The organism is Paramixta manurensis (assembly GCF_013285385.1).
GTDB lineage: Bacteria > Pseudomonadota > Gammaproteobacteria > Enterobacterales > Enterobacteriaceae > Paramixta > Paramixta manurensis.
The window spans coordinates 2,805,974-2,820,283 of sequence record NZ_CP054212.1; the positions used below are offsets into that span (position 1 = coordinate 2,805,974).

13 protein-coding genes are annotated in these 14,310 nt (G+C 55.1%); 3 read left to right on the forward strand and 10 right to left on the reverse strand.

Going from position 1 to position 14,310, the window contains the following annotated elements; genetic code table 11:
- Positions 1-67: 67 nt before the first annotated feature.
- From PMPD1_RS13650 to PMPD1_RS13665, 4 genes are all read right to left on the reverse strand, one after another.
- The gene (locus PMPD1_RS13650) at positions 68-3,184 is read right to left on the reverse strand and encodes an efflux RND transporter permease subunit (protein ID WP_173634560.1); all 3,117 of its coding nucleotides are present in this window, start codon (positions 3,182-3,184) and stop codon (positions 68-70) included.
- Positions 3,181-4,488: an efflux RND transporter periplasmic adaptor subunit gene (locus PMPD1_RS13655; RefSeq protein ID WP_435529693.1), complete on the reverse strand. Its 1,308-nt coding sequence runs from the start codon at positions 4,486-4,488 to the stop codon at positions 3,181-3,183. Before PMPD1_RS13655 ends, PMPD1_RS13650 begins: the two co-directional genes overlap by 4 nt.
- A complete protein-coding gene (locus tag PMPD1_RS13660) occupies positions 4,485-5,735 on the reverse strand; it encodes a TolC family protein (RefSeq protein ID WP_173634561.1) in 1,251 nt (416 codons plus the stop codon). The genes PMPD1_RS13655 and PMPD1_RS13660 overlap by 4 nt, the downstream gene beginning before the upstream one ends.
- Positions 5,736-5,809: 74 nt before the next feature.
- Positions 5,810-6,220 carry a hypothetical protein gene (locus PMPD1_RS13665; protein WP_173634562.1) on the reverse strand — a complete coding sequence of 137 codons (411 nt, stop codon included), beginning with the start codon at positions 6,218-6,220 and terminating at the stop codon, positions 5,810-5,812.
- A gap of 341 nt (positions 6,221-6,561) precedes the next feature.
- Between PMPD1_RS13665 and tssD the strand changes: the two genes are divergently transcribed.
- From tssD to PMPD1_RS13680, 3 genes are read left to right on the forward strand one after another with little or no spacing between them, the layout of a single operon-like run.
- A complete protein-coding gene (gene tssD, locus PMPD1_RS13670) occupies positions 6,562-7,050 on the forward strand; it encodes a type VI secretion system tube protein TssD (RefSeq protein ID WP_173634563.1) in 489 nt (162 codons plus the stop codon).
- On the forward strand, positions 7,050-7,412 hold the full coding sequence (locus PMPD1_RS13675) for a tlde1 domain-containing protein (protein WP_173634564.1): 363 nt from the start codon (positions 7,050-7,052) through the stop codon (positions 7,410-7,412). Before tssD ends, PMPD1_RS13675 begins: the two co-directional genes overlap by 1 nt.
- Positions 7,409-7,987, forward strand: coding sequence for a hypothetical protein (locus tag PMPD1_RS13680; RefSeq protein WP_173634565.1), 579 nt, complete (start codon positions 7,409-7,411; stop codon positions 7,985-7,987). Before PMPD1_RS13675 ends, PMPD1_RS13680 begins: the two co-directional genes overlap by 4 nt.
- A 162-nt stretch (positions 7,988-8,149) precedes the next feature.
- On the opposite strand, the gene PMPD1_RS13685 is transcribed toward PMPD1_RS13680, so the two are convergent.
- From PMPD1_RS13685 to PMPD1_RS13710, 6 genes are all read right to left on the reverse strand, one after another.
- Positions 8,150-8,737: a YceI family protein gene (locus PMPD1_RS13685; RefSeq protein WP_173634566.1), complete on the reverse strand. Its 588-nt coding sequence runs from the start codon at positions 8,735-8,737 to the stop codon at positions 8,150-8,152.
- A gap of 97 nt (positions 8,738-8,834) precedes the next feature.
- Positions 8,835-9,743, reverse strand: a complete 909-nt coding sequence (locus PMPD1_RS13690; protein ID WP_173634567.1) for an NAD(P)-dependent oxidoreductase — start codon at positions 9,741-9,743, stop codon at positions 8,835-8,837.
- 26 nt (positions 9,744-9,769) lie between these two features.
- Positions 9,770-10,543: an SDR family NAD(P)-dependent oxidoreductase gene (locus PMPD1_RS13695; RefSeq protein WP_173634568.1), complete on the reverse strand. Its 774-nt coding sequence runs from the start codon at positions 10,541-10,543 to the stop codon at positions 9,770-9,772.
- A 66-nt stretch (positions 10,544-10,609) separates the two neighbouring features.
- Positions 10,610-11,803, reverse strand: coding sequence for a four-carbon acid sugar kinase family protein (locus tag PMPD1_RS13700; protein WP_173634569.1), 1,194 nt, complete (start codon positions 11,801-11,803; stop codon positions 10,610-10,612).
- Positions 11,804-11,820: 17 nt separating this feature from the next.
- Positions 11,821-12,825 (reverse strand): 4-hydroxythreonine-4-phosphate dehydrogenase PdxA, encoded by a 1,005-nt coding sequence (gene pdxA, locus PMPD1_RS13705; protein WP_173634570.1) that lies wholly within the window; start codon positions 12,823-12,825, stop codon positions 11,821-11,823.
- Complete coding sequence (locus tag PMPD1_RS13710; RefSeq protein WP_173634571.1) at positions 12,822-14,273, reverse strand: FAD-binding oxidoreductase; 1,452 nt, start codon at positions 14,271-14,273, stop codon at positions 12,822-12,824. The genes pdxA and PMPD1_RS13710 overlap by 4 nt, the downstream gene beginning before the upstream one ends.
- Between the last annotated feature and the right edge of the window lie 37 nt (positions 14,274-14,310).

Below are 14,310 nucleotides of genomic sequence, written 5' to 3' on the forward strand. Positions count from 1 at the left end.
CGCTTTTTTACATATCGGACACAATAAGAGCGAACGCAGACTCTCTGCGCCCGCTCAATCGTAACTATTACGCCCTCTTCCGACCGTGTAACAACAGATAAAGCGCCGGGATCACCAGCATAGAGAGCAGTGGCGCGGTGATCATACCGCCGATCATCGGAGCGGCAATACGCCGCATCACTTCCGAGCCTGCGCCATCGCCCCACATAATTGGCAACAGCCCCGCCATAATAATCGCCACCGTCATAATTTTTGGCCGGACACGCAGCACCGCTCCTTCATGAATCGCCAGACGCAGTTCGCTATCAGAATTGATGGTTCCACGCCGCCGTAATGCCTGATTAAGGTACAACACCATAATCACGCCAAACTCCGCCGCTACGCCGGATAAGGCAATAAACCCTACCGCCCCGGCAACCGAGAGGTTATAGCCCAACGCATACAGCAGCCAGATCCCGCCGATTAATGAAAAGGGTAAGGTGCCCATAATCAGTAATGCATCACGCACCCGATGGAAAGTGAGATACAACAACACGAAAATGATGGTTAGCGTCACCGGCAGAACCACGGCCAGCTTCGCGCTGGCGCGTTGCAGGTATTCAAACTGCCCGGACCAGGTGAGCGAGACGCCTGCCGGCAACGTCACCTGCTGCGCCACCGCGCGTTGCATGTCATCCACCGCCGATTTTAAATCACGATCGCGCAGGTCAACGTAAATCCAGGCGGATAAACGCCCGTTCTCACTTTTTAACATCGGCGGCCCCTCGGTAACCGTCACCTCCGCCAACTGCGCTAAGGTTAGCTGTGCGCCAGAGGCGGTCACCACCGGCAATGCAGCGATCTTTTGCAGTGAATCACGTATCTCACGCGGATAGCGCAGATTGATCGGGAAACGCTGACGACCATCAATGATCTCCCCGACGTTATCGCCGCCCACCAACGTCGACACCAGCGTCTGCAACTCCTCAACGTTCACGCCATAACGCGCCGCGCGCCGCCGGTCGATAGCAATATCGATATAGCGCCCGCCGGACAGGCGCTCCGCCAGCGCCGACGTAACACCGGGGACTTTGCGCACCACCTGCTCAATTTGCTCTGCTACCCGTTCGATTTGCTGAATATCATTACCGTTCACCTTAATCCCAACCGGGCTTTTAATCCCGGTAGAGAGCATATCCAGCCGGTTACGAATCGGCGGTACCCATACATTGGCAATCCCAGGTACCGACACGACGCTATCCAGTTCGCGAATCAGTTTTTCCCGCGTCATACCAGGCCGCCACATGGCACGAGGTTTAAAATGGATAGTGGTTTCCAGCATCGTCAGCGGCGCAGTATCGGTCGCGCTCTCGGCACGTCCGGCTTTGCCAAATACCGATGCGACTTCAGGGACGCTTTTAATCAACCGGTTGGTTTGCTGCAATAACCGTGCGGCTTCACGCGCCGAAATCCCCGGCAAGGTGGACGGCATATACAACAAATCGCCTTCATCAAGCGGCGGCATAAATTCACTGCCCAGTTGGCTCAGCGGATAAAGGGTTGCCACCAACAGCGCGAATGCCACCGCCAACGTGGTTTTCGGCCAGTTCAGCACCTTTTCCAGCAACGGTTGATAGAGCGCGATCGCCCAGCGATTGAGTGGATTACGCCGTTCATCGGGGATCTTGCCGCGAATGAAATAGCCCATTAACACCGGCACCAGCGTAATCCCCAACCCGGCCGAAACCGCCATCGCCCACGTTTTGGTAAATGCCAGCGGCGAAAATAGCCGCCCTTCCTGCGCCTCCAGTGAAAACACCGGAATAAAGGAGAGTGTGATGATCAGCAAGCTACAAAACAGCGCCGGGCCAACCTCAATGGCTGATTGTTGCGTCACCTGCCAGTAATCCGTCGCGTTCGGTTGACGGTCAGGATGCTGGTGCCGCCACTGCTCCAGCGCTTTGTGCATATTTTCAATCATCACAATCGCCGCATCGACCATCGCGCCGATCGCAATGGCAATGCCGCCGAGCGACATCAGGTTGGCGCTGATACCTTGATAGTGCATCACCACAAAGGCGCCGAGGATACCAAGCGGCAGTGTCACTATCGCCACCAGCGCTGAACGGAGGTGGAAGAGAAACAGCGCGCAGATAATCGCCACCACCACCAACTCTTCCGCCAGCTTATGGGTCAGATTATCAATCGCATGGTTAATCAGTTGCGAGCGGTCATAGACCGGCACAATCTTCACGCCAGGCGGTAACGTCTGCGCCAATTGGTGTAATTTAGTCTTCACACCATTGATGGTGTCGAGCGCGTTGCTGCCGGAACGCATAATCACCACGCCGCCGGCAACCTCACCTTCCCCATTCAGTTCCGCCACGCCACGGCGGATCTCCGGCCCAAGCCGCACCGTAGCCACATCCGAAAGCAGCACCGGGATCCCTTGCCGGTTGGCGACCACGACGTTGTCGAAATCCTGTAAACGGTGCAAATAGCCGCGCGTGCGTACCATATACTCGGCTTCACCCATTTCGAGTACGCTGCCGCCGCCTTCCTGATTGGCGGCCTGCAACGCGCCGACAATTTGCTGATGCGTGATGTTAAGCGCCCGCATCCGGTCGGGATCGACCACCACCTGATATTGCCGAACCATCCCGCCAATACTGGCAACTTCAGCCACCCCAGGCACCGTTTTTAATTCATATTTCAGCGTCCAATCCTGCAGCGCGCGCAAATCCGCGAGGCTGTAGTGCCCGCTGTTATCTACCAGCGCATATTCATACACCCATCCCACTCCGGTGGCGTCCGGCCCGAGTGAAGCTTTAGCGCCGGTAGGCAGACTGGCTTGAATCTGGCTTAAATACTCCAGTACGCGCGAACGCGCCCAATAGAGATCGACGCCGTCGTCAAACAGTACATAGACGTAGGCATCGCCAAACATTGAATAGCCGCGTACCGTTTTAGCGCCAGGCACCGAGAGCATGGTGCTGGTCAGCGGCCAGGTAATTTGATCTTCCACCAGTTGCGGCGCTTTACCCGGATAACTCACCCGAATAATAACCTGCACATCAGAGAGATCTGGCAACGCATCCAGCGGCGCTTTTTGTAATGCCCACACGCCCCATATCGCCATAAACGCAGCGGCCAGCAGAACCAGCAAGCGGTTGTGTAATGCACTCCGAATAATGTTGGCTATCACTGGTGGCCTCCATGCGCATGTTCCATGGCGGCAGGCGCAGGTTCTTCAGGCGATACCGGTGCTCCGGCCTCGACATCAGCCTCATCCTCGGTAAAAGAGGGTAACGCGCTGCGTAAACTGGCTTCGGAATCAATCAGGAATTGCCCGGAGGTCACCACCCGGTCACCCGGCGCCAGCCCGGCCTTAATCGCAACCCAGCCCTGCTGCGCGGCGCCGGTCACCACTTTCACCGGTCGGAAATAGCCACTGCCCTCCGCAACCAATACGCGGTTGTCGCGCCCGGAAACGATCAACGCTTCCTGCGGGATACTCAATACCGGTTGCGCGTGCGCCGTCGACGTTTGGCTCAGTGTGAGATACATACCCGGCCGCAATTTTCCGGCGGGGTTATCCAGCACTACCCGTGCTTTTAAGGTGCGGGTGGTGGGATCAACGGTTGGTAACAACTCGCTGACGCTCCCGCTAAATATCTCGCCAGGCCAACTGGCGGAGGTGGCGCGGATATGGCTGCCAACCTGCAAAGCACTTGCCTGGCTTTGTGGATAGTCCATTACCATCCACAGCGGATTGAGACTTGCCAGAGTCAACAACGGTTGCGCCGCGTTGAAGCGGGCGCCTTCCCGCACCTCCAGTTTATTCAGGTAGCCGTCATGTTCGGCACGTAGCGTGATACGCGTTTGCGGTCGCCCGCTGCGCTCAAGTGAACGGATCAGCGTTTCCGGCATAAACTGCAACTGCAATCGCTGACGCGCTGCCGCCGATAAAGCCACATCGCCAAGTTGCCGAATGGCCAGATACTCTTGTTGTGCAGCCGTCCACTCTGGGATCCACAGATCCGCCAATGGCTGACCGGCTTTCACCAATTGTTCACTGGCATTCACCCACAGCTTTTCAAGCCGACCATTTGCCGGGGCGGAGAGGGTTTCGATACTCCGCTCATCTACTTCCAGCGTTCCCCAGCCTTCCAATTGTCCTTCCGGTTTACGCAGTGTCGCTAACGCGGTGCGCACGCCCAGGTTTTGTTGTTGACGCTGACTAATAGCGACACCTCCCGCGGCGGTCACTTCGTCGGCATAGCGCGGCACCAGGTCCATATCCATAAACGGCGATTTTCCCGGCTTATCAAAACGCGTTCCCGGCGCCATCGGGTCATACCAATAGAGCACCGTCCGCGCGGTGGTAGCCGGCTGTTCGTCAGCAAGCATAGCGGGCATCGCCGGAGATTGACCGAACCACCGACCGGCGCCGATCCCGGCGGCAAAGATTATTAATGCCGTGAAACCGAGGATTATTTTTTTCATCATTGCACATCCTGTGGCGTTAAATAACGGATCGCGGCCCAGCTCTGCGCCAGCGCACGCTCGGCCTCGTTGGCATCAAGTTCGCTGGAGAGCACGCCACGACGCGCTTCTAATACGGCGGCGAGATTGGCGGTTCCACTACGGTATTGCGCCAGCAGTAAAGCCAGCCGTTGATGCTGGAGCGGTAATATCTCTTGCTGTTGGCGCAACCAACGGGTGTGTGCCGCCTGATATTCCGCGACCAGCGCATGCAGTTGCGCCAGGTGATCGCGGGTTAATAGCGTTAAACGATCGGTTGCCTCAAGGCTTTGCGACACATCGGCGGCATACTCTTTATTTTGCCGTTTCGCCTGGAATAGCGGTAAATCCATCGTCACCATTACCCCGGCCATATCGTCGTTGCCCGCTGAACGTTTGGCGTAGTACACCTCAACCCCAACATCCGGGATTGCCGCGATGGCCGACTGCGCGGAACGCGCTTTGGCGACCTTTGCTTCACGGCTGGCCTGAATAACTTCCGGGTGCTGCAGCACGCCTGCCGCTAACACATCCGGCTCCGCCGGTAGGCGCGTATAGCGCGGCAGCTCACCACTTACCGTGTCAATGGTTTCACCGGTCAGCCGCTGTAACCGGGTTTGCGCCAGCGTCAGATCGCGCTCTACATCGGTCAGTTGATCGCGCATCGCCGACAAGGTCAGGCGCGCCTCCAGCACGCTGCTCCCTGCCACGCCGTTGGCAACGCTACGGGTGATAGCAGGAATTTGTCGTTCGGCTTCAGTAATCAGATGGCGGGCTGTTTCACGCGCTTTGCTCAGCAGGCATAAATCCAGCCAGGCTTGTGCCACATCGCGTTGCAACGTACTGCGTAGGACTTCGCTGTTGGCCAAAATGCTTTCGGCTTCGGCATGCAGCGCATCCGATTTGCGCTGGCGTTTCTCCATACTGACGTACTCCTGCATAATGCCGAGCGTCTGCATGGTCATGCCATCGCGGGTAAAACGGTGCGCGCTATTACCTTGTACCGGGAGGTTTTCCACACCAAATTTCAGTTTAGGGTCGGGTAATTGCAATGCGGAGTCGGCACGGCTGTTCAGCGCCTGTGCCTGGTGTTGATTAGCAGAAAGACCGGCGGAATAGCGCTCGGCGGCGCGTAGCGTTTGGGCAAGCGTCAGGCTGTCGGCCTTGACGTTGAATGCCGCTGTCACGCACACGGCGCCTACGAGCAGCAAGCCCGGTAGACGTTGTTTCATAAAATGTTCTCCAGAAAATAGCAAACCTTCAGCCAACGCTTAATGCGCGGCGACATAAACGTGGGAAGGCAGAACTATTCTCTGAAGCGACAGAAGCGAATTTCAGCGGGTGGACCACTTGCTGGCGGCATCAACCAACATGGCGATGCCACCGCTATTTGCTGTGCGGGTGGCTGGATAATTAACGTGGTCACAACCGGCAACGTGTCTATTTTGACGTGGCCGTTATCGTTTTGCCAGGGATCGGCGGTACAGTGTTTTTCGCAGATCGGGCTGGGTGGTTTTAGGCTGTGCGGCGTTGAAGTGTAGTGATAACTGGCGTGATGTTGCGCCATGGCCCCCGGCAGCGGCAGCATTTCGCACCGGTGTGCCGCCAGCGCTAATTGAGCGTTAAGCGCCAGCCAGCATAGCGCCACCAGAAACACCGACAGGCGTCTCCGGCCAGAGCGCAAATACTGAAATGCCTGACGCCAAAACGGGGGCATAATTATCTTCCGCGAAAAAAGTGAGTCAGTATAGCCCTCTATTTAGCGTGGATTACAGCCCTTTTTGACTACAAATAAATTTAAAAGCAATTTAATAACAATAATTTAAATAAAAAACGTCAGATTCGTCGGTTGGACACAATCCATTAACCTTGATGGTTTTTTTGTTACCTGGAATTCATGGTTTTCTAATCAATTAGCTACCCTCGATCTTTCACATACATGGTGACGAAGTGGCGGCGTTTAATTGATTTTTATCAATTAAAGGTTGAATAACATTTCGTCTATAAAGACGATAAGGAAGATAATTTTCCACTTTATCGTGACAAGGAGTTTGTTGAATGGCTATTCCGGTTTACTTATGGCTTGAAGATAATGGTGGAGCACCTATACAGGGTAGTGTTGATGTGCATGGCAGAGAGGGAAGCATCGAAGTAAGCGAACTGATGCACTCCATAGAACAGCCCACCGATCCCCTAACAGGCAAAGCTACAGCAAAACACTTACATAGCTCATATGCATTTATGAAAGGCATTGATAGCTCATCCTCCTATCTGTACACAGCGCTCTCTTCAGGTCAAACCCTTAAAAAGGCCGTGTTCAAATTCTATCGCATCAACTATAACGGCCAAGAAGAGGAGTATTTCAGGACTACGCTGGAGAACGTGAGGGTAACAGAAATAGAACCTTTTATGATGGACATAAAAAATCATCAATGGGAAAGACACGACCATCTTGAATATGTGGATTTAGCTTACGAGAAAATCACATGGCACTATCTGGATGGTAATATTATTCACTCTGATTCATGGAATGGACGGGCTGCATAATGGCATGGGAATACGATGTAGCAACGCACACCTTCACCCGTGATGGTGAAAAATACACAGCAGATTATGCAGGTGCAACAGGTTATAAGAATGATAGCTCTAAGGAATGTGTCAGTGGTAAAGGCCCACTTCCCAGAGGCACTTATACAATCGGTTCCCCTCACAACTCGGCCCACACGGGTAAATACACGCTCAACCTTACCCCTAACCTGAGCAACGCTATGTGTGGGCGGTCTGCTTTCCGTATTCATGGTGCAAGCAAAAAACATCCGCTGGATTCATCTGAAGGTTGTATTATCGCCCCTATCAGCGTCAGAAAGAGCATTGGGGCTAGCGGTGACAGGGAGTTAAAGGTGAAATGAAATATCTCCTTCTTACTCTTTGCATATTATCTTCCGTTGCAATGGCTACGCAAATGGAAGGTTTTGGAGCCAACTACTACCAAGACGATTCATCCATCCCTAACTACAATACCAACAAAAATTTAGCGCCCGATGTAATTGTTGGCGATGATGTCTATGCGATGGAATTTAGCAGCCTTACAGACATAGCAAAAACGGCTGGCGTAACGGTTAATCAAGGCAACCAGGCATCATGGCTGTGCCTTACTTCTAAAGGTGTCAACTACTGGTTTATCTCTGATAATGAGATGGGCCAAGGAGATTTAACATCAATTGCAATTGCCAAGGCAGAACCGCAAGAAAACTGCACTCCTTACAAGAGTGATTTAAGCGTTACGGTTAAGGGAATTCCTTTGCAAGGCGCTTCATTAAAAAACTTCTCATCAATTTTCCTGAATAAACCAAATGGCAATACAGTTCAGTATTGCACTAACACCAAAAACTATGGTGATTTTACCCAGATGAACTGCCTCCAGTTTTTTTTCGAAAACAGAAATATTAAGGGCGTGATTATTAATCAGATCACATCCAACTAAATGGGAGTGTTCAGAATCCTCTGGCTACCCTGCCAAGTGGCGACAGCGGTTAGTATTACTCCGTAATCGCCACTCTTTAGCAATCACCTAACTTATTGCTTAACCTGCAATCCTCTGTTTTCACTAACCTACTTAGATAAATGTTTTTTTGTTACTTCGCGCTTAGCTTTGTATCGCATCAATCGCAATCGCGATTTCAATTTTATCGCTCACCATCGGGATATATTGCGTCATACCAAACGCTGAGCGTTGAATGGCGGTAACCGCATTAAAAGCCAGATGATGCTGATTTGCGGCGGGGCTATCGCTACGCGACAACTGTGCGTCGAGGATCACCGGTCGGGTAATATTTTTAATGCGCAGGTTACCAAACACCCGGTAATGGCTATTACCTTCCGCCACCACCCGCGTACTGGTAAAGGTCACCTGCGGATAGGTCGGCTGGTTGAAAAAACCCGGACTTTTTAACTGACCGGTCAGCAGGCGGTTATGCGCATCGATGGTACTCACCGGGATGGTGACGTTGATGCTGTCATTAAACGTGCTCTGCTCATCCATCACCACATTGCCGGTGATATGGGAAAAACTGGCGTGCGAATTGGTGACGCCCAGTACCTGCCAGGAGAGTTCCAGTGAGGTGGTCTGCGTATCAATCGCGTAGTGCTGCGTGTCGGCCAGCGCCTGCGGCGCGGCGACCAAGCCGAGGGAAACAACCATTCCCAGCCGGAAGATAAAGGATAAACGCGACATGGTGATTCTCCTGTAGGGGTTTAGAGAGTGAACAGCCCAGGACGCGTTTTTATTCGATTTATTTTAGGCGCGGCAGTGATTTCTCCGCGCCTGCGGTTTATTGGCCAGTGCGTTGATGTAACGCATCACGGATAGAGTAGTGGCTCAGGTGTTCCAGCAGCTCAACCACCAGCGGGTCGTCGCCCAGCTGATTGTGGCGCGCTAACCCCTCATCGATGATCCGAAACACCAGTTGCGTGATCTCGGATGACGTTTGTAGTTCAGTCGCCAACTCCAGCGCGGAACGCAGATCTTTCCCGGCAATCGCCAGTGTTGCGCCGCTGACATAATTGGTCTGCCATGCTAACGGCACGCGATGCGCCAGAGCCCAACTGCCGCCACTACTGGTACTGACCACCTGCACAATGGTATCGGGATCCAGACCGGCCTTAACCCCGGCAACCACCATTTCTGATGCCGAGGCCAGCGCGCAAAAATACATCGCCTGGTTAATGGTTTTCATCGTCGCCCCCAATCCCGCCTGCAGACCGACATTCACCACATTTTTCCCCATCGCCTGTAAGACCGGGCGCCATTTCTCCTGTAATGCTGCCGGGCCCGAGGCCATGATAGTTAACGACGCGGCACGCGCGCCCTCAACGCCGCCACTAACCGGCGCATCCAACAAGGCAAATTTTCCCGCCGACCGTTCCGCGAGCTGACGGACATACACCGGCGACAGGCTACTCATCACGATTAGCGTGCTATCGGGCCTGGCGCCACTGGCAAACCCTTGCTCACCCCAAATTGCGCTATCCGCCTGCTGCGTGTTAAGCACCATCAATACCGTGACTTCCGCTTCGGCAGCCACGGCCGCTGGTGAGGTGCGTACCGTACCGCCCGCCTCCGCCATACGTGCTTCGCTATCCGGGCGCGGGTCAAAACCCAACACCGTATAACCGGCGGCAGCCAAATTTTTCGCCATATGCCAGCCCATCTGCCCCAGTCCTATCATGCCGATTTTCATTATCTGCCTCACTCTGTAGGATACCGTTATTGTGCCGTCCAGCCGCCGTCGACCAGTAAATGGTGTCCGGTAACCAAATCAGCGCCGATCGACGCCAGATACACCACCGCGGTGGCGACTTCAGAGGGCATTCCCAGCCGCTTAATTGGAATACGCCGCATCACTTCGCTGGCAATATCCGGGTCCTGGAAGGTTTTTCGTAATAACGGCGTCTCGACAAAGGTTGGGCCAACGCAGTTAACGCGAATGCCCTGTTCCGCCCACTCCAGCGCCATCACTTTCGACATATGGACCAGGCCGCCTTTACTGGCGGCATAGGCTGAACGCTTATAGAAACCCACTTCGCCAATTTGTGATGCGATATTAATAATGCGGCCCGGACGTTGTGCGTTGAGCATCCGTTTCGCCACCGCCTGGCTGAGGAAAAACACCGATTTCAGGTTCAGATCGAGTAGGTAATCCCACGTTTCTTCATCCACATCCACCGCCAGTTGCTGGATGTTGGTTCCGGCGTTATTCACCAGAATATCTATCGGCCCTACCTGTTGTTCAACCTGGGTGACTAATGCATCGAATTGCTGAATGTCGATTAAGTCCGCCTGAAACGGAATCATTTTGCCGCCGTACTCCTGCTCAGCGGTGCGGGCAACCTGCGACAACAGTTCACCATCCCGCGCGACAATTGCCACCGTCGCGCCGGACTCCGCCAACGCATGGGCGATGGTTTCTCCTAATCCTTTACTGGCGCCGGTAACCAGCGCGATTTTGTTATCAAGACGAAATCCGGGTATATAGCGCATTCTCTCTTCCTCGCGGTAAGGCGGTGGCGGCGGTCATTCGCCATCCGTCGATAGTGAATGGGGTGGCTACAGGTGGGGCAGCAGCCAGCGCGCAACATCATGCAAAACGGTTTCGGCACCGAATGCGCCGGGTTTGGTGAAAATGGCCGGGTGTTGCGTGGCGGGCACACGGGCGATTGAGACCGTGGCGGAGAACTCGCCATTCACCCGCAGGGTTTGCCATCCTTGTAGATCGAATAACGCGCCGGTGGTTTCGCCGCCCACCAGAAACAGCCCGGCCTGCGGCAGTTGGCGCACCGCCTCGGCGAAAGGCGCTGCCAGCGCCTGCGCCAGATCGCGGTCGTTCCAGCCACGGGCACGGCACACCTCACGCACCACGGCAGCGCTGTTTTTCGCATCGGTATGCAACAGCACCACCGGCGACCGGCTGGCGGCGATTGCGGCGCTTAACCGCGCCATCTCGCTCCGATGCTGCTCACCACACAGGGCGGCGACATCAATGGTGATCGCCTCTGCGCCCTGCGCGACCAGCCAATCGATTTGCGCCATATTCGCACGCGACGTCGAGCCGGACATCACCAACAACCGATGAGCGCCATCGGGCGGTGGCGGCATGGCTGGCTCGCTTAATCCGGCCAGCGCCTGTCCCAATCCATATACCCCGGCAAAACCATCAATCCCGGCCTGCCGCGCGCCATCGACCAGTTGCTGAATATCCCGCTGGCTTTCAGCATCCGCAACGATAACCGGCGAAGCATGCTGTCGGAACCAGGCGCTCACCGCCGTTTTACCTTCGCGTACCGTTGCCAGCGGTAAGACATCCGGTCGCCAGCCGAGCGCATCGCCAACCAATCCTGCGACATCAACCCCTTTCTCCGCCGCCTTCCACTGCCACCCCTCACGCACGCTGATCTGCATGGTCGGGCAGGCAGCAACAATCACGACACGACCGGCGGTGGCGCGCGCAAAGGCCGCTAACTCCGTTGCCACATTCCCTTTTAATGTGCTGTCGATTTTTTTCATCAGCAGAGTAAAACCGGCCTGCTGCAACCGACTTACCGCCTGCTCAACTCGTGCCGCCGCCTGCGCGCCGGGCATATAACGGCTACTGGTTTCCACCACCAGCGTTTGGGCGGGCAGCGGGCAGGTTTTCTCCAGCCGGATAACCGGCACCGGCTGGCCCGGACGGGCAATTTCCCCCGCTATCGCCGCGCCGCCGGTTAAATCATCCGCCACAATACCGATACAGGATGCCGACATAATCTCTCCCTTCTGCGTCAGTTCACTGGTCCCTGCGCTTTGGTCAGCGCCAGCGACTCGGCCTGTTTCGCCGCCCGAGACAACAACTCCGCGTTGGCAACGCCCTGCCAGGCAATATCAAACGCGGTGCCATGTCCGGCGGTAGTACGGATAATCGGTAACCCCACCGCGTAAGTCACATAACCAAAGCGCTTCAGCGGAATGGTGCCCTGATCGTGATACATCGCCAGCACCGCGTCATAAGCGCCCTTTTCCGCCGCCCAGAACAGGCTGTCTGCCGCCAGCGGATCGCTGACATTCATCCCCTGCCGACGGCAGTTTTCCAGCGCCGGACGGATATGTTCAATTTCCTCACTGCCCAATACGCCATTCTCACCGGCATGCGGATTTAAGCCAGCAACGCCAATACGCGGATTGGCAAAGCCGAACTCTTCCCGTAGCGAGCGGTGCAGTTCCCCCATAATGCGTTCAATACGCGGTTGTTTAACCCTGGCGACCGCTTCTAATAACGAGCAGTGGGCGCTGATCAAACTGACGCGTAGCGGGCCGCCGATCATGATGGTATGAAAAGAGGTGGTTTGCGTGAGATGGGCAAAAATTTCCGTCTGCCCTTCGAAGATGTGGCCGGCAAGGTGAAAAGCTTCTTTATTCGCCGGGGCCGAACACACTGCACAGACCTCACCCGCCAGCGCCAGCTCGGTACTCAGGCGAATAGCATCGACCGTTGCCTGGCCGCACTGGCGGCTTAGCTCACCCGGTACCACGCTTTGTGCATCCAGCGGCACATCAATTACCCATGCCACGCCCGGACGCCGCTGCGCTTCACGCGGGTGTGTAATGGTGCGAATGTCGACATCGATTTTTAGGTGCGCCGCTACACGGCGCAACAGATCGGCAGAGCCTATCAGGACGATCGGCGTGTCGGTCATTAACGAATCGGTGGAGGCGACCTTCAGGCTTAACTCGGGGCCAATCCCCGCCGGATCGCCAATCGTGATTGCTACCGGTTGCAGTGCGCTCATTGCTGTTCTCCTTTGATTTCATTCAGCCCCAGTTTGCCTGGCGACAAAATGTCACGCGGGTCGAGCGCCTGTTTCAACGCGGCCAACACCTTCAGGCTGTCGCCGTGTTCATGTTTCATCCAGTGTTTACGCGCTTCGCCCACGCCGTGGTGATGGCTAATCGATCCGCCCTGTTCCAGCACGGTACGCAGGGTAATATCCCACACGGTATGGAAACGTGATTCCGACTCGCGTTTATCTTTGCCTGAGGTGAAGAAAATAAAGTAGATGGCGCCGCCATTACTGTAAAAATGGGAGTAATGCGCAAAAGCTTTATCAACGTAAGGCGCAATCGCATTCAACACTGCGCCATGCAGTCCGGGCAGTTGCTGCCAGCTGGCGGAGATTTCAATCGCATCAGCGAAGGAAAATGCACCGGCATTCCCGCGATCAAGCCAACTGGCATCAAAGCGCGTGCGCTCCCACACTTCGCCAGGCACCGCGCCAAGATCGTCCCCCTGGTGTTGGGCCGTGATCTTCAGCGCCACCTGTTGTTCCGCTTGCGTTACCGCGTCATGACCATCAAATGCCAGTACCAGCAACACCCGGTCATTACCGGCGATTTCGCTTTTCTCAAAAATATGTACCGCTTCCTGGGCATCGTATAAACGGATCACGGCAGGTGTAATGCCCTCGTCCAGCAGTTGACGTACCGCCTTCAATCCATTGTCGATACTGTTAAATGCGACCCCGCTGAAACGCCGGGTTTTCGCCAGCGGCAGAGTACGTAGCGTCACCGAGGTAATAATCCCTAACGTCCCTTCGCTACCCACAAACAGTTGCGTGATCGACGGGCCAGTTGAAGAGCGTGGCGCGCGGCGCGTGGTGATAATTCGCCCATCCGGCAGCACCACTTCCAGGGAGACGACAAAGTTTTCAATATTGCCGTATTTACTGCTAAAGGTGCCGGATGAACGGGTTGCCACTAAGCCACCAACGCTGGCCAGTGCCAACGACTGGGGATAGTGAGGAATACGCCGTCCGTGTTGGTTGAGGATTTTTTCCAGATCGCCACCCAAAACCCCCGCCGGTACGGTGACTTCGCCGTTGTCATTATCGATTTGCGGCTTGCCGTTCAGGCCACCTAGATCGAGACACAAGTGGCCACGTTGGTTAACTACGCCGCCCACTACGCCGGAGCCCGCGCCGTAAGGAACTACCGCTAACTGATGCTGCGCGGCGAATTTCAACGCTTGTGACACGTCGCTGGCGGAGCGCACTGTCACCACTGCCAACGGAAGATGACTTTGCAACTCCTCTGCGGACCATTTTGCGGAAATCGGCCAGCGATCCTGCGCTTTTGCCTTTAACACCTCTGGCGCATCCTCAATCACACAGGCCGGTAACAACGTTTGCAGCGCGCCAATCAGGCTTTCTTGTTCAACGCTGCGAGATGTTTGCGTGTTCATACGACTCCTTAATTTGTGGGTGGCTTCAAACAATTGA

Excerpts from the sequence above, each read along its gene's own strand:
- PMPD1_RS13655 (WP_435529693.1), bottom strand. The coding sequence starts at position 4,488 with ATGATGAAAAAAATAATCCTCGGTTTCACGGCATTAATAATCTTTGCC.
- PMPD1_RS13660 (WP_173634561.1), bottom strand. The coding sequence starts at position 5,735 with ATGAAACAACGTCTACCGGGCTTGCTGCTCGTAGGCGCCGTGTGCGTG.
- PMPD1_RS13665 (WP_173634562.1), bottom strand. The coding sequence starts at position 6,220 with ATGCCCCCGTTTTGGCGTCAGGCATTTCAGTATTTGCGCTCTGGCCGG.
- tssD (WP_173634563.1), top strand. The coding sequence starts at position 6,562 with ATGGCTATTCCGGTTTACTTATGGCTTGAAGATAATGGTGGAGCACCT.
- PMPD1_RS13675 (WP_173634564.1), top strand. The coding sequence starts at position 7,050 with ATGGCATGGGAATACGATGTAGCAACGCACACCTTCACCCGTGATGGT.
- PMPD1_RS13680 (WP_173634565.1), top strand. The coding sequence starts at position 7,409 with ATGAAATATCTCCTTCTTACTCTTTGCATATTATCTTCCGTTGCAATG.
- PMPD1_RS13685 (WP_173634566.1), bottom strand. The coding sequence starts at position 8,737 with ATGTCGCGTTTATCCTTTATCTTCCGGCTGGGAATGGTTGTTTCCCTC.
- PMPD1_RS13690 (WP_173634567.1), bottom strand. The coding sequence starts at position 9,743 with ATGAAAATCGGCATGATAGGACTGGGGCAGATGGGCTGGCATATGGCG.
- PMPD1_RS13695 (WP_173634568.1), bottom strand. The coding sequence starts at position 10,543 with ATGCGCTATATACCCGGATTTCGTCTTGATAACAAAATCGCGCTGGTT.
- PMPD1_RS13700 (WP_173634569.1), bottom strand. The coding sequence starts at position 11,803 with ATGTCGGCATCCTGTATCGGTATTGTGGCGGATGATTTAACCGGCGGC.
- pdxA (WP_173634570.1), bottom strand. The coding sequence starts at position 12,825 with ATGAGCGCACTGCAACCGGTAGCAATCACGATTGGCGATCCGGCGGGG.
- PMPD1_RS13710 (WP_173634571.1), bottom strand. The coding sequence starts at position 14,273 with ATGAACACGCAAACATCTCGCAGCGTTGAACAAGAAAGCCTGATTGGC.